Annotated in this window: 13 protein-coding genes and 2 pseudogenes; 7 read left to right on the forward strand and 8 right to left on the reverse strand. The window is 70.7% G+C overall.

The annotated features are described in order from the left end of the window. Positions 1–38: 38 nt before the first annotated feature. Genes ACIA8E_RS09590 through rbsD form a run of 5 tightly spaced genes read left to right on the forward strand, consistent with a single transcriptional unit; the run spans position 39 to position 5,869 of the window. Positions 39–1,055 carry a LacI family DNA-binding transcriptional regulator gene (locus ACIA8E_RS09590; RefSeq protein ID WP_399296232.1) on the forward strand — a complete coding sequence of 339 codons (1,017 nt, stop codon included), beginning with the start codon at positions 39–41 and terminating at the stop codon, positions 1,053–1,055. A 32-nt stretch (positions 1,056–1,087) separates the two neighbouring features. Next, a complete protein-coding gene (locus tag ACIA8E_RS09595) occupies positions 1,088–2,596 on the forward strand; it encodes a sugar ABC transporter ATP-binding protein (RefSeq protein ID WP_399296804.1) in 1,509 nt (502 codons plus the stop codon). Beyond that, positions 2,586–4,538: a substrate-binding domain-containing protein gene (locus tag ACIA8E_RS09600; RefSeq protein WP_399296234.1), complete on the forward strand. Its 1,953-nt coding sequence runs from the start codon at positions 2,586–2,588 to the stop codon at positions 4,536–4,538. Before ACIA8E_RS09595 ends, ACIA8E_RS09600 begins: the two co-directional genes overlap by 11 nt. 39 nt (positions 4,539–4,577) lie before the next feature. Further along, a complete protein-coding gene (locus tag ACIA8E_RS09605; RefSeq protein ID WP_399296236.1) occupies positions 4,578–5,483 on the forward strand; it encodes a ribokinase in 906 nt (301 codons plus the stop codon). Further along, positions 5,480–5,869: a D-ribose pyranase gene (rbsD, locus tag ACIA8E_RS09610; protein WP_399296238.1), complete on the forward strand. Its 390-nt coding sequence runs from the start codon at positions 5,480–5,482 to the stop codon at positions 5,867–5,869. The genes ACIA8E_RS09605 and rbsD overlap by 4 nt, the downstream gene beginning before the upstream one ends. Before the next feature lie 233 nt (positions 5,870–6,102). Here the strand turns inward: rbsD and aceE are convergent, their stop codons facing one another. The 5 genes from aceE to ACIA8E_RS09635 form a co-directional block, all read right to left on the reverse strand. Continuing rightward, on the reverse strand, positions 6,103–8,772 hold the full coding sequence (gene aceE / locus ACIA8E_RS09615) for a pyruvate dehydrogenase (acetyl-transferring), homodimeric type (protein ID WP_399296240.1): 2,670 nt from the start codon (positions 8,770–8,772) through the stop codon (positions 6,103–6,105). Positions 8,773–9,030: 258 nt separating this feature from the next. Further along, complete coding sequence (locus ACIA8E_RS09620; protein ID WP_267005536.1) at positions 9,031–9,654, reverse strand: GntR family transcriptional regulator; 624 nt, start codon at positions 9,652–9,654, stop codon at positions 9,031–9,033. Between the two features lie 152 nt (positions 9,655–9,806). Then, positions 9,807–11,588: a 2-oxoglutarate dehydrogenase, E2 component, dihydrolipoamide succinyltransferase gene (sucB, locus tag ACIA8E_RS09625; RefSeq protein ID WP_399296243.1), complete on the reverse strand. Its 1,782-nt coding sequence runs from the start codon at positions 11,586–11,588 to the stop codon at positions 9,807–9,809. A gap of 98 nt (positions 11,589–11,686) precedes the next feature. Continuing rightward, entirely contained in the window at positions 11,687–13,075 is a 1,389-nt protein-coding gene (lpdA, locus tag ACIA8E_RS09630) for a dihydrolipoyl dehydrogenase (protein ID WP_030970745.1), read from the reverse strand. A gap of 327 nt (positions 13,076–13,402) precedes the next feature. After that, complete coding sequence (locus ACIA8E_RS09635) at positions 13,403–14,947, reverse strand: leucyl aminopeptidase (protein ID WP_399296245.1); 1,545 nt, start codon at positions 14,945–14,947, stop codon at positions 13,403–13,405. Positions 14,948–15,208: 261 nt separating this feature from the next. On the opposite strand from ACIA8E_RS09635, the pseudogene ACIA8E_RS09640 reads away from it, so the two are divergent. Next, positions 15,209–16,041: pseudogene (locus ACIA8E_RS09640) on the forward strand (endo alpha-1,4 polygalactosaminidase). A 34-nt stretch (positions 16,042–16,075) separates the two neighbouring features. On the opposite strand, the gene cobS reads toward ACIA8E_RS09640, so the two are convergent. Continuing rightward, on the reverse strand, positions 16,076–16,855 hold the full coding sequence (cobS, locus tag ACIA8E_RS09645) for an adenosylcobinamide-GDP ribazoletransferase (RefSeq protein WP_399296246.1): 780 nt from the start codon (positions 16,853–16,855) through the stop codon (positions 16,076–16,078). 87 nt (positions 16,856–16,942) lie between these two features. Between cobS and ACIA8E_RS09650 the strand changes: the two genes are divergently transcribed. After that, complete coding sequence (locus ACIA8E_RS09650) at positions 16,943–17,704, forward strand: hypothetical protein (RefSeq protein WP_399296248.1); 762 nt, start codon at positions 16,943–16,945, stop codon at positions 17,702–17,704. Here the strand turns inward: ACIA8E_RS09650 and ACIA8E_RS09655 are convergent. Then, positions 17,650–18,384: pseudogene (locus ACIA8E_RS09655) on the reverse strand (hypothetical protein); the annotation flags it as partial. The gene ACIA8E_RS09650 and the pseudogene ACIA8E_RS09655 overlap by 55 nt on opposite strands. Then, complete coding sequence (locus ACIA8E_RS09660; RefSeq protein ID WP_399296249.1) at positions 18,381–20,162, reverse strand: phosphatidylglycerol lysyltransferase domain-containing protein; 1,782 nt, start codon at positions 20,160–20,162, stop codon at positions 18,381–18,383. The pseudogene ACIA8E_RS09655 and the gene ACIA8E_RS09660, both read right to left, overlap by 4 nt. Positions 20,163–20,233 lie beyond the last annotated feature (71 nt).

Genomic DNA, 20,233 nt, shown 5'->3' on the forward strand with positions numbered 1-20,233 from the left:
TCCGATGCTCACGGAAACCACAAGGAGGTGGTCCGGCAGTGGCGAGCATCAAAGATGTCGCAGCCGAGGCGGGCGTGTCCGTCGCCACGGTGTCGCGCGTCCTCAACAGCCATCCGTCCGTCAGCCCCGACGCGAGGGCCCGCGTCCTCGCCGCTGTCGACGCGCTCGGCTACCGGCCCAATGCCGTTGCCCGGTCGCTGCGCACCGACCAGACGCGCACCCTCGGGTTGATCATCAGCGACGTACTCAACCCGTACTTCACCGCGCTGGCCCGCTCCGTCGAGGAAGCGGCGCGCGCCCTCGGGTACAGCGTCATCATCGGAAACGCCGACGAGCGGCCCGAGCTGCAGGACCACCACATCCGTACGCTCCTCGACCGCCGGATCGACGGGCTCCTCGTCTCGCCCACGGACGGCGGCTCCCCGCAGATACTCGACGCCGCACGTGGCGGCACCCCCATGGTCTTCGTGGACCGCTGGATTCCTGGGGTGGACGTGCCGGTCGTCCGCGCCGACGGATGTCCCGCCGTGCGGGACCTCGTCGCCCATCTGTACCGGCTCGGCCACCGCCGGCTGGCGATCATCGCCGGCCCGGCTGCCACCACCACCGGCAGCGAGCGCGTCGAGGCCTTCCGCGACGCCTTGGGTGAACACGGGCTTCCGCTGCCCGACGCCTACATCGGTCAGGGCGACTTCCAGGCGGACAGCGGACGCCGTGCCACCGAGCGGTTCCTGGCCCTGCCCGAGCCGCCCGACGCGGTCTTCGCCGCCGACAACCTGATGGCCCTCGGCGCACTGGACGCGATCCGTGCGCGCGGGCTGCGGGTTCCGCAGGACATCGCGCTTGCCGCGTTCGACGACATCCCGTGGTTCGTCCATACCGATCCGCCGATCACGGCGATCGCCCAGCCGACCGGAGACCTCGGCCGAGCAGCCGTACGGGCGCTGGTCGACGTCATCGAGGGCCGGCCCCCGCAGTCCGTGACCCTTTCCGCCCGTCTCGTCGTACGCAGGTCGTGCGGCGAGCCCGCTTCGAACGTGAGGAGCAACCTGTGAGCAGCCAGGACGAGTTGCTGCGCATCGAGGGAATGCGAAAGACCTTCCCCGGCGTGGTCGCGCTGGACTCCGTCGACTTCGACCTGCGCCGCGGCGAGGTGCATGTCCTGCTCGGTGAGAACGGCGCAGGCAAGAGCACGCTGATCAAGATGCTCTCCGGTGCCTACCGCCCGGACAGCGGACGGATCCTGGTCGACGGGAACGAGGTGCGTGTCCACGGCGCACAGGACGCCGAACGGCTCGGGATCGCCACCATCTACCAGGAATTCAACCTGGTGCCCGAACTGACCGTCGCCGAGAACATCTTCCTCGGCCGCCAGCCGCGGCGCTTCGGCATGATCGACCGCAAGAAGATGGAGGCGGACGCCGAGGAACTCCTGCGCCGGGTCGGCGTGCAAGTCTCACCGAAGGCCAAGGTGCGTGAACTGGGCATCGCCCGGCTCCAGATGGTGGAGATCGCCAAGGCACTGAGCCTGGACGCCCGCGTCCTGATCATGGACGAGCCGACCGCCGTGCTGACCAGCGAAGAGGTGGACAAACTCTTCCGGATCGTCCGGCAGCTGCGCGCGGACGGAGTGGGGATCGTCTTCATCACCCACCACCTGGAGGAGATCGCGGCGCTCGGCGACCGGGTCACCGTTCTGCGCGACGGCCGCAGCATCGACCAGGTGCCCGCCTCGACCCCCGAGAACGAGCTCGTACGACTGATGGTCGGGCGCAGCATCGAGCAGCAGTATCCGCGCGAACGCCCGGAGACGGGCGAAACGTTGCTTTCCGTGCGCGGGCTGACCCGGGGCGGCGTCTTCCACGACATCAGCTTCGACGTGCACGCCGGAGAGGTCGTCGGACTCGCCGGACTCGTCGGCGCCGGCCGCACGGAGGTCGTCCGCGCCGTCTTCGGCGCCGACCTCTACGACGCGGGGAGCGTCGAGGTGCGTGGCGAGCGGCTGGGCAAGGGCGACGTGAACGCAGCCATGGGTGCCGGGATCGGGCTCGTGCCCGAGGACCGCAAGGGGCAGGGCCTCGTGCTCGACGCCTCGGTGCAGGAGAACCTCGGCCTGGTCACGCTGCGTGCGGCCAGCCGCGGCGGTCTCGTGGACCTCAAGGGGCAGCGCACCGCCGCCGCCCGGATCGCCGAGGAACTCGGCGTACGGATGGCAGGCCTCGGCCAGCACGTCCGCACTCTGTCCGGCGGCAACCAGCAGAAGGTCGTCATCGGGAAGTGGCTGCTCGCCGATACCAGGGTGCTCATCCTCGACGAGCCGACCCGAGGCATCGACGTCGGCGCGAAGGTCGAGATCTATCAGCTCATCAACCAACTGACGGCTTCCGGCCACGCGGTCCTGATGATCTCCAGTGACCTTCCCGAAGTCCTCGGCATGAGCGACCGGGTGCTCGTGATGGCTCAGGGCCGGATCGCCGGCGAACTGCCCGCGCACGAAGCGACCCAGGACGCGGTGATGGCGCTCGCCGTCAGCGGCGCGTCCGTAACAACGACCCCAGATGTGAACGATGAAGTGGAGGGCTCCCGTGGCCACTGACACGCTCAAGAGCAATACGGGCGCAAGTGGCGCCTCGGCGCTCCGCCGCATCCTGCTCGACAACGGCGCACTGAGCGCCCTGGTGGTCCTGGTAGTGGCGATGTCGCTGCTCTCCGGTGACTTCCTCACGACTCAGAACCTGCTGAATGTGGGTGTGCAGGCCTCTGTGACGGCGATTCTCGCGTTCGGCGTGACCTTCGTCATCGTCTCGGCAGGCATCGACCTGTCCGTCGGCTCGGTGGCGGCGCTCTCGGCGACCGTACTCGCCTGGATGGCGACGTCCGAGGGCGTCCCCGTGTGGATCGCGGTGATCCTTGCCGTGGCAACCGGCATCGCCTGCGGTCTGGTCAACGGCGTTCTCGTCTCGTACGGCAAACTCCCGCCGTTCATCGCCACGCTGGCGATGCTCTCGATCGGCCGCGGCCTGTCCCTCGTCATCTCGCAGGGCAGCCCGATCGCCTTCCCCGACTCCGTCTCGGTGCTCGGCGACACGCTCGGCGGGTGGCTGCCCGTCCCCGTCCTCGTGATGGTCGCGATGGGGCTGGTGACGGCGGTTGTCCTCGGGCGTACGTACATCGGCCGTTCGATGTACGCGATCGGCGGCAACGAGGAAGCGGCCCGGCTCTCGGGCCTGCGCGTCAAGCGGCAGAAGCTCGTCATCTATGCCCTGTCCGGTCTCTTCGCCGCCGCCGCGGGCATCGTCCTCGCCTCCCGCCTTGCGTCCGCGCAGCCGCAGGCTGCTCAGGGCTACGAGCTGGACGCGATCGCCGCGGTCGTCATCGGCGGCGCGAGCCTCGCGGGCGGCGTCGGCAAGGCCTCCGGAACGCTGATCGGCGCGCTGATACTCGCCGTGCTCCGCAACGGCCTCAACCTGCTGTCCGTCTCGGCCTTCTGGCAGCAGGTCGTCATCGGCGTCGTGATCGCACTCGCGGTCCTGCTGGACACGGTGCGCCGCCGGACCGGCGGTGGGTCCGCGTCGTCGGCGTCCTCGCCCGGGGCATCCGGGCCCCGGGGCAAGGGGGCCGCGAAAATCGCGATCGCCGCGGTCTGCGTGGCGGCCGTCGTCGCAGCCGTGTCCTTCTTCAACTCCGGCAACTCCGGTACGACCACCAAGGTCGGAATGTCGCTCTCCACGCTCAACAACCCCTTCTTCGTCCAGATGAAGGCGGGCGCGCAGGCCGAGGCGAAGGACGCGGGCATCGACCTCACCGTGACGGACGCGCAGAACGACGCGTCGCAGCAGGCCAACCAGTTGCAGAACTTCACCGGCGCAGGCATGCAGTCGATCATCGTCAACCCGGTGGACTCGGACGCGGTGGGACCTGCGGTGCGGGCCGCCAACAAGGCAGACATCCCGGTGGTCGCCGCCGACCGCGGCGTCAACAAGGCAGACACGGCGACGCTCGTCGCCTCCGACAACGTCGCGGGCGGCAGGCTCGCCGCGAAGGCGCTGGCCGAGAAGCTCGGCGGCAAGGGCGACATCGTCGTCCTCCAGGGCACCGCGGGCACCTCCGCCAGCCGGGAACGCGGCAAGGGATTCACCGAGGGTCTGAAGGCCTACCCGGGGATCAAGGTCGTCGCCTCCCAGCCCGCGGACTTCGACCGCACGAAGGGACTGGACGTCATGACCAACCTGCTGCAGTCCCACCCGCGCATCACCGGTGTCTTCGCCGAGAACGACGAGATGGCGCTCGGCGCGGTCAAGGCGCTCGGCAGCAAGGCTGGCAACTCCGTCGACGTCGTCGGGTTCGACGGCACCCCCGACGGCCTGAAGGCGGTCGCCGCGGGCACGCTGTACGCCTCGGTCGCCCAGCAGCCGAAGGAACTCGGCAAGATCGCCGTGCAGAACGCGGTCGAGGCCGCGCGCGGCAAGCAGGTCGACAGCATGGTCAAGGTGCCGGTGAAGGTCGTGACGGAGAAGAACGTCGCCGACTTCTCCTGAGCCGCTCCACCCCCGCACCTCAGTGAAAGGAGGACAGTGATGCGCGACTACGACCTGCTGGTCGTGGGGTCGGCCAACGCCGACCTGGTGATCGGCGTCGAGCGTCGACCCGCGCCGGGCGAGACCGTGCTCGGTTCCGATCTTGCCGTCCACCCCGGCGGCAAGGGAGCCAACCAGGCCGTCGCCGCCGCCCGCCTCGGCGCCAGGACCGCGCTGCTCGCCAGGGTCGGCGACGACGCCCATGGGCGACTGCTGCTGGAATCGCAGCGCGCAGCCGGTGTCGAGACCGGTGGTGTCCGGGTCGGCGGAGCGCCCACCGGCGTCGCACTGATCACGGTGGACCCGTCGGGTGACAACAGCATCGTGGTCTCGCCCGGGGCCAACGCCCGGCTGACCCCCGGCGACATTCGGGCTGCCGACGGCCTGCTCGCCGGCGCCCGGGTCATCTCGGCGCAGCTGGAGATCCCCCTGGAGACCGTGGCCGAGGTAGTACGCACCCGGCCGGCCGGCTCGCGGTTCGTACTGAATCCGTCGCCGCCCGCACCGCTGCCCGCGGACGTACTCGCCGCCTGCGACCCGCTGGTCGTCAACGAGCACGAAGCCCGGTTCACGCTCGGCGATGCGGCGGGGCCGGCCCCCGAGGACTGGGCGCGGGAGCTTCTCACGCTCGGCCCGCAGTCGGTGGTGGTCACGCTGGGCGCGCAGGGCGCGCTGGTCGCCGACGGCCGTACGGGCACCGTGGTGCTGGTCCCCAGCCCCCGGGTCGACGCCGTGGACACCACCGGCGCCGGTGACGCCTTCACCGCCGCCCTCGCCTGGCGGCTCAGCCTGGGCGAGGACCTCGCGACGGCTGCCGCCTTCGCCGTGCGGGTGGGCGCCGCCGCCGTCACCAGGGAAGGCGCGCAGGCGTCCTTCCCGACCGCCGAGGAGGTCTCCGCGCTGTGAAGAAGGCCGGAATCCTCAACCGTCATCTGGCCGGGGCACTGGCCGAACTGGGCCATGGCGACAGGGTCCTCGTCTGCGACGCGGGCATGCCCGTCCCGGCCGGTCCGCGCGTCGTCGATCTGGCCTTCCGTGCCGGGATCCCTTCCTTCGCCGACGTGCTCGAAGGGCTGCTGGACGAGCTGGTGATCGACGGCGCCACGGCCGCGCGCGAGGTACGGGAGGCGAATCCTGCAGCCGCCCGGCTGCTGGCAGGGTGCTTCCCGGATCTGGAGCTGGTCGCACACGACGAGCTCAAGGCGCTGTCGGCAGGGGCGCGGCTGGTGGTACGTACCGGAGAGGCACGGCCCTACGCGAACGTGCTGCTGCGCTGCGGCGTCTTCTTCTGATACGCGTGCGTACGAGTGAGGCCCGGGCCCCCCCCCCCGGGGGGGGGGGGCCGGCGGGGGGGGGGGGGCGGGGACCAGGAGCGGGGGGGGGCGGCGTGGGGTGATGGGGGGGGGGCGGGGGGGGGGGGGGGGTGGTGTCGGCCGGCCCCCGGCGGGGGGGGGGGCCCGACACCCGCCCCCCCCCCGGCGGTCGAGGGCGAAACGGCGGCCGGGCGTACCCGGCCGCCCTCATCTCACAGCCCGTACTTCTCCCGGGCCTCCTTGACGGCCGACGCGGGCACCTCGCCGCGCCGCGCCAGCTGGGCCAGCGCCGCGACCGCGATCGACGGGGCGTCGACGCCGAAGTGGCGGCGGGCCGCGTCACGGGTGTCGGACAGACCGAAGCCGTCCGTGCCGAGCGAGGACCAGTCCTGCTCCACCCACTGGCTGATCTGGTCCGGGACCTGGCGCATCCAGTCGCTGACCGCGAGGACCGGACCCGGCGCACCGGACAGGGCCTGCGTCACGTACGGCACCCGCTGCTCACCGCGGAGCAGCGCCTCGTCGCACTCCAGCGCCTCGCGGCGCAGCTCGCCCCAGGACGTGGCGGACCAGACGTCGGCCGTGACGCCCCAGTCCGCGGCGAGCAGCTCCTGGGCCTCCAGGGCCCAGTGGATCGCCGTGCCGGAGGCCAGCAGCTGCAGGCGCGGCGCGTCCGCCGAGGCGGGCGTGCCCTCCTTGAAGCGGTAGAGACCCTTGACGATGCCGTCCTCGACGCCTTCCGGCATCGCGGGCTGCGGTTTCGGCTCGTTGTAGACCGTCAGGTAGTAGAAGACGTTCTCGGCCTCGGGGCCGTACATCCTCCGCAGACCGTCCTTGACGATCACCGCGATCTCGTACGCGAACGCCGGGTCGTAGTTGAGCGAAGCCGGGTTCGTGGCCGCGATCAGGTGCGAGTGGCCGTCCGCGTGCTGCAGGCCCTCACCGGTCAGCGTCGTACGGCCCGCCGTGGCGCCGACGATGAAGCCCTTGCCGAGCTGGTCGGCGAGCTGCCACATCTGGTCGCCGGTCCGCTGCCAGCCGAACATCGAGTAGAAGATGTAGAAGGGGATCATCGTCTCGCCGTGCGTCGCGTACGACGTGGCGGCGGCGATGAAGTCGGCCATGGCGCCGGCCTCGGTGATCCCCTCGTTGAGGATCTGGCCGTCCTTGGCCTCCTTGTAGTACATCAACTGGTCGCGGTCGACCGGGTCGTACGTCTGGCCCAGCGGCGAGTAGATACCGGCCGACGGGAACAGCGACTCCATGCCGAAGGTACGGGCCTCGTCGGGGACGATCGGAACCCAGCGCTTGCCGGTCTCCTTGTCCCGCATCAGATCCTTGGCCAGGCGGACGAAGGCCATGGTGGTGGCCATCTCCTGCTTGCCGGAACCCTTCTTCAGCGCGGCGAACGCCCGCTCCTCCGGCTCGGGCAGCGCCACCGCGTGCACCCGGCGGGCCGGCGCGGGGCCGCCGAGGGCGGCGCGGCGCTCCTGGAGGTAGCGGACCTCGGGAGAGCCCGCGCCCGGGTGGCCGTAGGGCACCAGGCCGTCCTCGAAGGCGCTGTCCGGGATCGGGAGTCCGAGCAGCTCGCGCATGCCCTTGAACTCGTCGATCGTCAGCTTCTTCATCTGGTGGTTGGCGTTCTTGGACTCGAAGCCCTTGCCGAGCGTGTAGCCCTTCACCGTCTGGGCGAGGATCACGGTCGGCGCGCCCTTGTGCTCGACGGCCGCCTTGTACGCCGCGTACACCTTGCGGGCCTCGTGGCCGCCGCGGGAGGTGTAGAAGCACTCGGCGATCTTCGCGTCGGTGAGCAGCTTCGCCAGCTCGGCGAGCGCCGGCTCGGCGCCGAAGAAGTGCTCGCGGATGTACGCGACGTCGCGGGTGGCGTACGTCTGGAACTGGGCGTCCGGGACCTCCCGGAGCCGACGGACCAGCGCGCCCGTGGTGTCCAGCTGGAACAGCTCGTCCCAGGCGTTGCCCCAGAGCGTCTTGACGACGTTCCAGCCGGCCCCGCGGAACGCACCCTCCAGCTCCTGGACCACCCGGAAGTTGGCGCGGACCGGGCCGTCCAGGCGCTGCAGGTTGCAGTTGATGACGAACGTCAGGTTGTCGAGCTGCTCACGCGCCGCGAGGGCGAGGGCCGCGGTCGACTCGGGCTCGTCCATCTCGCCGTCGCCCAGGAAGGCCCAGACATGCGAATTCGACGTGTCCTTGATGTTGCGGTTGGTCAGATAGCGGTTGAAGCGCGCCTGGTAGATGGCCGCGAGCGGGCCGAGGCCCATCGACACGGTGGGGAACTCCCACAGCCAGGGCAGCCGCCGCGGGTGCGGGTAGGACGGCAGACCGTCGCCGCCCGCCTCCTGGCGGAAGTTGTCGAGCTGCTGCTCGCTGAGCCGGCCGTCGAGGAAGGCGCGGGCGTAGATGCCGGGGGAGGCGTGGCCCTGGATGTAGAGCTGGTCGCCGGAGCCGTCCCCCTCCTTGCCGCGGAAGAAGTGGTTGAAGCCGGTCTCGTACAGCCAGGCCGCCGAGGCGAAGGTGGCGATGTGGCCGCCGACGCCGTGCCGGGCGCCACGGGTGACCATCGCGGCCGCGTTCCAGCGGTTCCAGGCGGTGATCCGGGACTCCATCTCCAGGTCGCCGTCGAACGCGGGCTCGGCGGCGGTCGGGATGGAGTTGACGTAATCGGTCTCCAGCAGCTTGGGCAGCGCGAGACCGGCACCCTCGGCGTGCTGGAGCGAGCGGCGCATCAGGTACGCGGCCCGGTGCGGGCCCGCGGCCTTGGTGACGGCATCGAGGGAGGCCGCCCATTCGGCGGTCTCCTCCGGGTCACGGTCCGGGAGCTGGTCGAGCTCGCTCGGAAGCTTTCCTACGGGGTCGGTCATGATCGCCGCCTTCCGGAGAGGAGGGGGGTGGAGAAAGGCCCTGACTGGCAGGACAGGGCGATGGGGCCGGTGGGCCCGCGAAGTGAACTCTAAGTCGCTGATCGATGATCGATCAAAGGATGAAAGGCAAAACTTCTCGATATGGAGAAATTGGCATCCGGTGCCCTGTTTCGCGGCACGGAGTGACGCTCCAAATGGGAACAAGCCGGGCGCGTGACTGCACGGTCGAGCACCCCTGCCCACATCTGCGCACGGGCCTCAGGCGCGCGGCGCGCACCCCAGGACATGCGCCTTCACCAGCACACCGATGTCCGGGTCCTTGCGGAGGAACGCGTCGATGAGCGCCTCGTGCTCCTCCGCGTACGACTTCTGCACCGTCCCCAGCCAGCGGATCGAGAGCGCCGTGAACACCTCGATGCCCAGTCCCTCCCAGGTGTGCAGCAGCACGGCGTTCCCGGCGGCCCGCACCATCTCCCGGTGGAACGCCACCGTGTGCCGTACCTGCGCCTCGCCGTCGGCCAGCCGGTCGGCCTCGTACAACGCCGCCACATGCGGCGACAGCCGCGAGCAGTCCTCGCCGAGCGTCGGAGCCGCCAGCTCCGCGGCGATCTGCTCGAGACCGGCCCGTACCGGGTAGGACTCCTCCAGGTCGGCCGCGGTCAGATTCCGTACCCGTACGCCCTTGTTGGGCGCCGACTCGATCAGCCGGAGGGTCTCCAGTTCCCGCAGCGCCTCGCGTACGGGCGTCTGACTGACCTCCAGCTCGGTGGCGATCCGTCGCTCCACGATCCGCTCGCCCGGCTTCCAGCGCCCGCTGACGATCCCGTCCACGATGTGCTCGCGGATCTGTTCGCGCAGCGAGTGGACGACGGGCGGGGTCATGAGGGGCTCCTTCGGGGAAACCGACGCTGCCGACCGGTCGGCGCCGAAGCGGCGACCGGTGGTGTCTAGACAATACGGCGGCGCCCCCGCCCGGAAGTGGTCCGGACGGGGGCGCCGCTGGTGAGGCTGGTTACAACGAGCCGTACTCCGCCTTACAGGCCGAGCTCGACCTCGAACTCGCCGGCCTCCAGGATCGCCTTGACCGCGGTCAGGTAACGGGCGGCGTCCGCACCGTCCACCAGCCGGTGGTCGTAGGAGAGCGAGAGGTACGTCATGTCGCGCACCGCGATCGTCTCGCCGAGGTCCGGGTGGTCGATGACCACCGGGCGGCGGACCGTGGCACCGATGCCCAGGATGGCGGCCTGGTTCGGCGGCACGATGACGGTGTCGAACAGCGCACCGCGCGAACCGGTGTTGCTGATGGTGAAGGTGGCACCGGACATGTCGTCCGGGGTCAGGCCGCCACCGCGGGCCTTGCCGGCCAGCTCGGCGGTCTTCTTCGAGATACCGGCGATGTTCAGGTCGCCCGCACCCTTGATGACCGGGGTCATCAGACCCTTCTCGGCGTCCACGGCGATGCCGATGTTCTCCGAGTCGAAGTACGTGATGGTGCCCTCGTCCTCGTTGATCCGGGCGTTGATGACCGGGTGGGCCTTCAGCGCCTGGGCCGCCGCCTTCACGAAGAACGGCATCGGGGACAGCTTGACGCCCTCACGGGCGGCGAACGCGGCCTTCGCCTGGTTGCGCAGCTTCATCAGCTTCGTGATGTCGACCTCGAGGACCGAGGTCAGCTGGGCCTGCGAGTGCAGCGCCTTCATCATGTTGTCGCCGATGACCTTGCGCATGCGGGTCATCTTGACCGTCTGACCGCGCAGCGGGGAGACCTCGAGCTTCGGCGCCTTCGAGGCCGCCGGGGCAGCCGCGACGGGGGCCGGAGCGGCGGCGGCGGCCTTGGCGGCCTCCGCGGCGGCGACGACGTCCTGCTTGCGGATACGGCCACCGACACCGGTGCCCTTGACCGCAGCCAGGTCGACACCGTTCCCGGCGGCGAGCTTGCGGACCAGCGGCGTGACGTACGCGCCTTCGTCACCGGAGATCGCGGCCGGAGCGACCGGGGTGACCGGAGCCGGGGCGGCGACCGGAGCAGCCGGGGCGGCCACGGGCGCCGGAGCGGCAACCGGGGCGGCGGGCGCCACCGGGGCCGGGGCCGGGGCCGGAGCGGGGGCAGCCGGAGCGGCCGGGGCCGGGGCAGCCGGAGCGACCGGGGCCGGGGCGGCCACGGGAGCCGGAGCAGCCGGGGCCGGGGCAGCGGCCGGAGCGGCGCCCGCGGCACCGATGACGGCGAGCTTGGCGCCGACCTCGGCGGTCTCGTCCTCGGCGACCACGATCTCCAGCAGCACACCGGAGACCGGGGCGGGGATCTCGGTGTCGACCTTGTCCGTGGAGACCTCGAGCAGCGGCTCGTCCTCCGTGACCTCCTCGCCGACCTCCTTCAGCCAGCGGGTGACGGTGCCCTCGGTGACGCTCTCGCCGAGGGCCGGAAGGGTGACGTCGGTACCGGCGGCGCCACCGGCCGGTGCGGCGGCCGCGGGGGCCGGAGCAGCGGCAGGGGCCTCGGCGACCGGGGCCGGTGCGGCAGCGGCAGGCGCGGCCACGGGCTCGGCGGCCGGAGCCGGAGCCGCGGCGGGTGCGCCCGTGCCGTCGTCGATGATGGCCAGCTCGGCGCCGACCTCGACGGTCTCGTCCTCGGCGACCTTGATGGAGGCGAGGATGCCGGCGGAGGGGGCCGGGATCTCGGTGTCGACCTTGTCGGTCGACACCTCGAGCAGCGGCTCGTCGACCTCGACGCGCTCGCCCTCGGCCTTCAGCCAGCGGGTGACAGTGCCCTCGGTGACGCTCTCGCCGAGCGCCGGAAGGGTTACGGAAACCGACATGGTTTCAGTTGCTCCTAAGGATGTGGTCTCCCCGGCTCGCGAGCGGGACCGCGAGCTCGGGGAAGTGCGGAAGTGTCGGTCGTCGCGCCCTGACCGGATCAGTCGTGGGAGTGCAGGGGCTTGCCGGCCAGGGCCAGGTGGGCCTCGCCGAGCGCCTCGTTCTGCGTCGGGTGGGCGTGGACGAGCTGCGCGACCTCGGCCGGCAGCGCCTCCCAGTTGTAGATCAGCTGGGCTTCGCCGACCTGCTCGCCCATACGGTCACCGACCATGTGGACGCCGACCACGGCACCGTCCTTGACCTGGACGAGCTTGATCTCGCCCGCGGTCTTCAGGATCTTGCTCTTGCCGTTGCCCGCGAGGTTGTACTTGAGAGCGACGACCTTGTCCGCGCCGTAGAGCTCCTTGGCCTTGGCCTCGGTGATGCCCACGGAGGCGACCTCGGGGTGGCAGTACGTCACCCGGGGGACACCGTCGTAGTCGATCGGAACGACCTTCAGACCGGCCAGGCGCTCCGCGACCAGCATGCCCTCGGCGAAGCCGACGTGCGCGAGCTGGAGGGTCGGGGCCAGGTCGCCCACGGCCGAGACGGTCGGGACGTTGGTCTGCATGTACTCGTCGACGAGGACATAGCCGCGGTCCATCGCGACGCCGGCCTCCTCGTAACCCAGGCCCTGCGAGACCGGACCGCGGCCGATCGCGACCAGCAGCACCTCCGCCTCGAAGGTCTTGCCGTCGGCGAGGGTGACCCGCACACCGTTCTCGGTGTACTCGGCCTTCTGGAAGAAGGTGCCGAGGTTGAACTTGATGCCGCGCTTGCGGAAAGCGCGCTCAAGAAGCTTCGAGCTGTTCTCGTCCTCGACCGGGACGAGGTGCTTCAGACCCTCGACGATGGTGACGTCGGTGCCGAAGGACTTCCACGCCGAGGCGAACTCGACGCCGATGACGCCGCCGCCCAGCACGATCGCGGACTGCGGGACGCGGTCCAGCTTCAGCGCGTGGTCCGAGGAGATGATGCGGTTGCCGTCGATCTCCAGGCCCGGCAGCGACTTCGGCACGGAGCCGGTCGCCAGGAGCACGTGGCGGCCCTGGATGCGCTGGCCGTTCACGTCCACGGAGGTGGGGGAGGAGAGCCGTCCCTCACCCTCGATGTACGTCACCTTGCGCGAGGCGATCAGACCCTGCAGGCCCTTGTACAGGCCGGTGATCACCTCGTCCTTGTACTTGTGGACGGCCTCGATGTCGATGCCCTCGAAGGTGGCCTTGACGCCGAACTGGCCGGCCTCGCGTGCCTGGTCGGCGATCTCACCGGCGTGCAGCAGCGCCTTCGTGGGGATGCAGCCGTTGTGCAGGCAGGTGCCGCCGACCTTGCCCTTCTCGATCAGAGCGACGTCCAGGCCCAGCTGCGCTCCGCGCAGGGCCGCGGCATAACCGCCGCTACCACCGCCGAGGATCACTAGGTCGAAAACGGTGCTGGCGTCGTTCGCCACGTCACGTCCTCCATGCATGTGCGCCGTACGCCGGGCCCCGTCGCTGGGGTGTGACCGGCCGGTCGGCTGGTGTTCGGCCGCTTTTGTCTTTCGGCCCTGTGGTGGGGGCCCTGTCCTGCCGAGAACCCATCTTCGCACTTGTTGACGGTGGGCGGGACGCGGGGCCCTGGTCTGGGACGGCTGATGGTCCGTTCCAGAGGGTTACCGCTGCGTAGAGACATACGGGTTTCGTCGAGAGCGAAACCCGCGTGACGCTGTGCAGCGGCGTCAAGAGGGGAACACGTACGGCCCCGGACGTATGCCCGGGGCCGTACGCACACAGCTGCCTCAGCCGAGGTCGCCGGTCGCGGTGCGCTCCGCCAGCTTCACCAGCGTGCGGACCGCGGAACCGGTGCCGCCCTTCGGCGTGTAGCCGTACGGCGCGCCCTCGTGGAAGGCCGGGCCCGCGATGTCCAGGTGCGCCCAGGCGATGCCCTCGCCCACGAACTCCTTCAGGAACAGACCGGCCACCAGGCCGCCGCCCATCCGCTCGCCCATGTTGGCGATGTCGGCGGTCGGGGAGTCCATGCCCTTGCGCAGGTCGGCGGGGAGCGGCATCGGCCAGGAGGCTTCGCCGACCTCCTCGGCGATCTCGTGGATGGAGGTACGGAAGGCGTCGTCGTTCGCCATGATGCCGAAGGTGCGGTGGCCCAGCGCCAGCACCATCGCACCGGTCAGGGTCGCCACGTCGACGATCGCGTCCGGCTTCTCCTCGGAGGCGCGGGTCAGCGCGTCGGCGAGGACGAGCCGGCCCTCGGCGTCCGTGTTGAGGACCTCGACGGTCTTGCCGCTGTACATGCGCAGCACGTCACCCGGACGGGTCGCGTTGCCGGACGGCATGTTCTCGGCGAGCGCCAGCCAGCCGGTGACGTTGACCTGGAGCCCCAGACGGGCGGCCGCGACGACGGTCGCGAACACGGCGGCGGCGCCGCTCATGTCGCACTTCATCGTCTCGTTGTGACCGGCCGGCTTCAGCGAGATGCCGCCCGAGTCGTAGGTGATGCCCTTGCCGACCAGGGCCAGGGTCTTCTCCGCCTTCGGGTGCGTGTAGGCGAGCTTCACCAGGCGGGGGCCGTGGGTCGAACCCTGGCCGACGCCCAGCAGACCGCCGAAGCCGCCCTTGACGAGCGCCTTCTCGTCGAAGACCTGCACCTTGATGCCGTGCTCCTTGCCGGCGGCCGTGGCCACGGCGGCGAAGGACTCGGGGTACAGGTCGTTCGGCGGGGTGTTGATCAGGTCGCGGGCGCGGTTGATCTCCTCGACGACCGCGACGGCGCGCTCGGCGGCCGCCTTGAAGGCCTTGTCGCGCGGCTTCGCGCCGAGCAGGGCGACCTCGGCGAGCGGCGGCTTCGGGCCGTTGCCGTTCTTCTTGTCCTTCGAGGCGAGCTTGTTCTCGCCGCCCTGGTACACGGTGAAGGCGTACGCACCGAGGAGCGCGCCCTCGGCGACGGCCTCGGCGTCCTCGACCGACGTGACCGGCAGCGCGAAGCCGGCCTTCTTCGAACCGGCCAGCGCACGCGAGGCGGAGCCGGCGGCGCGGCGCAGCGCCTCCGCGTCGAACGCCGCGTCCTTCTCCGGAACCGAACCGAGCCCGACCGCGATGACGACGGGGACCTTGAGGCCGGCCGGCGCGGGGAGCTTGGTGACTTCGCCCTCGGCACCGGAGGCACCCAGGGTCTCCAGGACGGTGGCGAGCTTTCCGTCGAACGCCTTGTCCACGGCCTCGGCGCCCGGTGCGACGACCGGACCCTTGGCGCCCTTGGCGACGCCGACGACGAGTGCGTCGGCGCGCAGCGTCGCCGCACCGGCAGTGCTGAGAGTGAGAGCAGTCACGGTGGTGAAATCTCGCTTCCGTTGAGTTCATTTGTCGGTCGAGGGGTGGGCCGACCGTGCCCGGCGCATCGTAGACGCCGCCGCAATGTGCCGGTAATGAGCCTACGCGCGCCTTTGCTGCCGGATCACGTCGGCGGGCCGTAGGCGACCCTTTCCGGCGGTAGGGCTCCGGCACCGGCCGGCCCGGGCCGGGGCCACGGAGCCGCGAACGCCCTTGCCAGTAGGGTCGGTTGGAAGTGCCGGGGCGAACGGGGGAGAGGGATGCGCGCCCACTGGGCTGCACGCACGTCGGGACCGGGGCCGGCGCTGCCCGCTGTTCTGATTCTGTTGGCGGTCCTGGCCGGCTGCACCTCGGCGCCGGAACCCGCCCCCACGGAGCGCTGGGGGCCGAGGCCCGGTGCCGACTGGCAGTGGCAGCTCTCCGGCCGCCTCGACCCCACCGCGGACGTCCCGGTGTACGACATCGACGGCTTCGGGCACGACGCGTCGGCGGTCGCCGATCTGCACCGGCGGTGCCGCAAGGTCATCTGCTATGTCTCCACGGGAGCCTGGGAGGACTTCCGCCCGGACGCCGCGAGGTTCCCCGCCTCGGTACGGGGAAGGGGCAACGGCTGGCCGGGGAGCGCTGGCTCGACATCCGCCGCACGGACGTGCTGGAACCGCTGATGGAGGCCCGGATCGAGATGTGTGCGAGGAAGGGCTTCGATGCGGTGGAACCCGACAACATGGACGGCTACCGCAACCGGACGGGTTTCCCGCTGACCGCCGCCGACCAGCTGCGCTACAACCGGCTCGTCGCCCGCATCGCCCACCGTCATGGACTGGCCGTCGGCCTCAAGAACGACCTGGACCAGATCCCGCAGCTGGAGCCGGACTTCGACTTCGCGGTCAACGAACAGTGCGCGCAGTACGACGAGTGCGCGGCCCTCACGCCCTTCGTCGAGGCGGACAAGGCGGTGTTCCACCTGGAGTACGAGGCGCCGGTGGCGCGGTTCTGCCCGCAGTCGACGAAGCTGCGTCTGAGCTCACTGCGGAAGAAGTACGAGCTCGGAGTCCGGCGCCGGAGCTGTACGTCAAGCCAGTCCGGCAATTGACGACATATCGGTAATCCGACCGTCCCGCACTCTCTCAGCCCAGGGCCAGCCCCACCAGCGCCCCGGTTGCCGCCACCTCCGCGACCGCCCCGAACACATCCCCCGTGACCCCGCCGAACCTCCGTACGCAGTGCCGCAGCAACACCTGGGCAGCGGCCAGCCCGCCCAGCACGGCTAGTCCCTGGTGCAACGGCGCATACCCCCCGAACACCGCCCCCGCCCCCGCGCACGCGGCCACCACCACCGCGGCCGCACCTGCCGCCGCCCGCAGCGGAACCGTGCCCGCCACCGCCGCCCCCAGCCCCTCCGGCCGGGCCGGCGGTACGCCCTGACGGGATGCCAGCGTGAGCGCGAGCCGGGCGGTGACCCCGGCGACGACCGTCGCCATCGCGCCGAGCGCCCAGCCCTGCCCGTACAGCTGGTGGAGGACGGCGACCTGGGCCAGCAGGACGAACAGCAGAGTGATCACACCGAATGGCCCAATGTCCGACTGCTTCATGATGCGCAGCGCGTCCTCAGCGGGTCTGCCGCTGCCGAGCCCGTCCGCCGTGTCCGCGAGGCCGTCGAGATGCAGTCCTCTCGTGAGGACCGCGGGCACCGCGGCCGAGACGACCGCGGCGAGCAGTGGCCCCGAGCCGAGCAGCAGCAACAGCGCACCGGGCACCGCCGCCGACAGCCCCACCACCAGACCGGCGAGCGGGGCGCACAGCATCCCGGCGCGGGCCGCTTCACGGTCCCAGCGGGTGACGCGGACGGGGAGGACGGTCAGGGTGCCGAAGGCGAAACGTATGCCGTGGCTGTTCGGGGAGGTCACGGCGCGCAGGCTAATCGCTCCTCCGGGTCGATAGATTGGCCGAAACGCTGCAGAACGCCACAAAATGGATCATCAGGAGAGGGTGGCATGGGTCACTGGTTCGATCAGAACTTCGTCGAGCCGGGGAAGCTGCCCCTGCTCCTCGCGCTGGCCGCCTTTCTGCTGACCTTCGCCATCACCCGTCTCATCACCCGGCTGATCAGGGCCGGGAAGGGCCCGTTCCGCAACATCACGCCCGGTGGCGTGCACGTCCACCATGTGGTTCCCGGTGTGGTGCTGACGGTGATCGGCGGTTTCGGTGCGGTCTCCAGCGGGCGGCACGGTGTCACGGCGGGTGTCTGCGCGGTGATCTTCGGGATGGGCGCGGGGCTGGTGCTGGACGAATTCGCCCTGATCCTCCATCTCGACGACGTGTACTGGACCGAGGAGGGCCGGCAGAGCGTGGAGGTCGTCGTCCTCACGGCGGCGCTCGTCCTGCTCCTCCTCGGCGGCTTCTCACCGCTCGGGGTGAACGAACTGACCAACGATCAGGAGCAGGGGCGGCTCGGCATCATCCTGACCCTGTTGATCAACTTCTGTTTCGTGCTGATCGCGCTCTTCAAGGGCAAGGCCCGGATGGCGGTGATCGGCACCCTGGTGCCGTTCGTCGCTCTGTTCGGCGCGATCCGCCTGGCCCGGCCGACGTCGAAGTGGGCGAAGCGCTTCTACCGCAACCGGCACCGCGCCCGCTCCAGGGCGGTGCTGCGCGCGTACCACCACGACCGGCGCTGGGTGGGGCCGCGCCGCAGATTCGAGGATCTGATCGGCGGCGCACCGGACCGGACCTCGGCCCCGGTGCGCAAGACCTGACCGCGGCGGGCGCGCAGACGGCGGCGCCGGTCGTACCGGACCGTGAAGCCGCACAGGATCAGCACCGCGACGATCGCCGCGAGATGCTCCTTGCCCGCCAGGTTGTTCTTGAGGACCACCTCGACGACCATCGCCGCGATCACCACCGCCCCGGTGAACCAGGCCCGGTAGGCGTGGCACAGATACACCGCGATCCCCACCACCGCCGCCGACGGGCCGGTGTCGACGACCTGCGCGTCCGATGCGGGCAGTCCGAACAGGCCGTCGGGGCCGACCGCGACGCCGACCCGTGCGTACAACGTCCCGGCCAGCGTCGCGACGTACGCGATCAGCAGGGTGCGCCCCCGGCCCGGACGGATCTCGGCGATCCCGAACACCACCAGGACCTGCGCCAGCGCACCCCACACCGGCAGATCCGGCGCGGGTACGAACAGCGACAGCGGGGTACGCAGCAGGGCGATCCACAGCGGGTCCTCGGCCCGCACCGAGCCGAGGACCTGCACCGGTCGCCGGCCCCAGGACTGGTTCTGCACCACCTGGAGCAGGGCCGTCAGGCAGACCGCCCCCAGCGTCATCGGCACGGCCCGCAGCCGGGAGCCGGTGAGCGCGCAGCGCACGGTCGACAGCAGCGGCCCCCACTCGCGGCGGGCGGCTGTGCGCAGGGCGGTCACCGGTCTCATCTACGGGTCCCCAGATGCGAGCGGTGCATCCACTTGGGCAGGCCGGGGGCCTCCAGAAACCCTTCGGCGCGGGCTGCGGCGATGCCGATGCGCAGCAGGTCGGAGCTCTTCTCGAAGAGCATGAAGCGCGGTTCCCAGATCGGTCGGTACTTGGCGTTGGCGCGGTAGAGCGACTCGATCTGCCACCAGCGCGAGAAGAAGCTGAGCAGCGAGCGCCACAGCCTCAGCACCGGTCCGGCGCCGAGCCGTGATCCCCTCTCGAAGACGGACCGGAACATCGCGAAGTTGAGCGACACCTGGGTGATCCCGATCTCCGGTGCGCGCTGCAGGAGTTCGATGACCATGAACTCCATCAGGCCGTTCTCGGAGTCCCGGTCACGGCGCATCAGGTCCAGTGAGAGACCGTTCGGACCCCAGGGGACGAAGCTCAGCACGGCGCGCAACTCGCCCTGTCCCGGGGCGTCCCCGCTGTCCCGGCAGGCCAGCATCACGCACTGCCCGTCCGCCGGATCACCGAGCCGTCCGAGCGCCATCGAGAAGCCGCGCTCGGTCTCCCCGTCGCGCCAGTCGTCGGCGCGGCGCAGCAGTTCGGCCATCTCGTCGTCGGGGATGTCTGCGTGGCGGCGGACGGTCACCTCGTACCCGGCGCGCTTGACCCGGTTGTACGCCTGGCGGACGGTCCGCATCGCCCGCCCGTCGAGGGTGAACTCGGCCGTCTCCACGATCGCTTCGTCGCCGAGCTCCAGCGCGTCGAGGCCGTGCCGGGCGTAGACCGTGCCGCCCTCCTCGCTCACCCCCATCACCGCGGGGATCCAGCCGTGCTCGCGGGCCTCGGCGAGCCACGGCTCGATCGCGCCGGGCCAGGCCTCCGGGTCGCCGATCGGGTCACCGGAGGCGAGCGACACCCCGCCGACCACCCGGTAGGCGACGGCGGCCTTCCCGGTCGGCGACCAGACGACGCTCTTCTCCCGGCGCAGCGCGAAGTAGCCGAGCGAGTCGCGGTCGCCGTTCCTGTCGAGCAGGACGCGGAGCCGGTCCTCGTCCTGCGGGGTGATCGGGTCGACGGCCCGGCGGGAGCGGAAGGCCGCGTACACGACGGCGATCAGGAGCAGGGTGGACAGGATGTTGATGACGACATCGACCCAGCCGGGCACGGTGATGCCGGGGAAGCGGGAGTTGTCGGCGGCGACCGAGATCAGCCGCAGCGCGCCGTAGCGCCAGCGGTCGAGGAAGGTCGAGCGGTACTCGTCGTGCGCCGTGTTGGTGACGGTGACGAGCAGGGTCGCGATCAGCGAGGTGATCATCAGGCCGCCGACGGCGACCACGGCCGCCAGCTTCGGGTTGGTTCTGTCGCCCTTGGCGTAGAACTCGCGCCGTCCCAGGAGCAGCGCCAGGACGAACGCGGCGGTCAGTGCCAGGGAGATCCAGTTCTGCGGGTACTGCCGGATCTCCGGGAACGAGATCACGAAGGCGAAGAGCAGGAGCAGCAGACCGCTCAGCACCATGTTGACGATCCATGCGGCCCGCTTGCGGCGGCGCATGGTGACCGCCAGGAAGAGTGCGACCACCCCGGAGGAGAAGCCGGCGGTGAGCAGATAGGGCGTGAAGTAGTTCTCGGTGTTGTGCCGGCGGAGGTCCTGGCCGAGCGTGACCCAGACAGCGCTCAGGAAATTGATGAACGACACGGCGCGCAGATACCAGATGGCGAATGCCGCGCTGCGTCGTGAGCGGACGGTGCTCCGCCGGGCACCCCCACCGGCCAATCGGACCTCTCCCATGAAAGGCGATCATATGGGGCATCGCCCTTCACGAAGGGCTGCGCTGCGGCCGGTGTCCGTGGCCGGCGGCC

It is taken from the genome of Streptomyces sp. NPDC051664 (assembly GCF_044453545.1).
Lineage (GTDB): Bacteria > Actinomycetota > Actinomycetes > Streptomycetales > Streptomycetaceae > Streptomyces.

Bases quoted from the DNA above. Each gene is read 5' to 3' on its own strand.
- ACIA8E_RS09595 (WP_399296804.1), top strand. From the start codon at position 1,088: ATGCGAAAGACCTTCCCCGGCGTGGTCGCGCTGGACTCCGTCGACTTC.
- ACIA8E_RS09605 (WP_399296236.1), top strand. From the start codon at position 4,578: ATGCGCGACTACGACCTGCTGGTCGTGGGGTCGGCCAACGCCGACCTG.
- aceE (WP_399296240.1), bottom strand. From the start codon at position 8,772: ATGACCGACCCCGTAGGAAAGCTTCCGAGCGAGCTCGACCAGCTCCCG.
- ACIA8E_RS09620 (WP_267005536.1), bottom strand. From the start codon at position 9,654: ATGACCCCGCCCGTCGTCCACTCGCTGCGCGAACAGATCCGCGAGCAC.
- sucB (WP_399296243.1), bottom strand. From the start codon at position 11,588: ATGTCGGTTTCCGTAACCCTTCCGGCGCTCGGCGAGAGCGTCACCGAG.
- ACIA8E_RS09650 (WP_399296248.1), top strand. From the start codon at position 16,943: ATGGGTCACTGGTTCGATCAGAACTTCGTCGAGCCGGGGAAGCTGCCC.
- ACIA8E_RS09660 (WP_399296249.1), bottom strand. From the start codon at position 20,162: ATGGGAGAGGTCCGATTGGCCGGTGGGGGTGCCCGGCGGAGCACCGTC.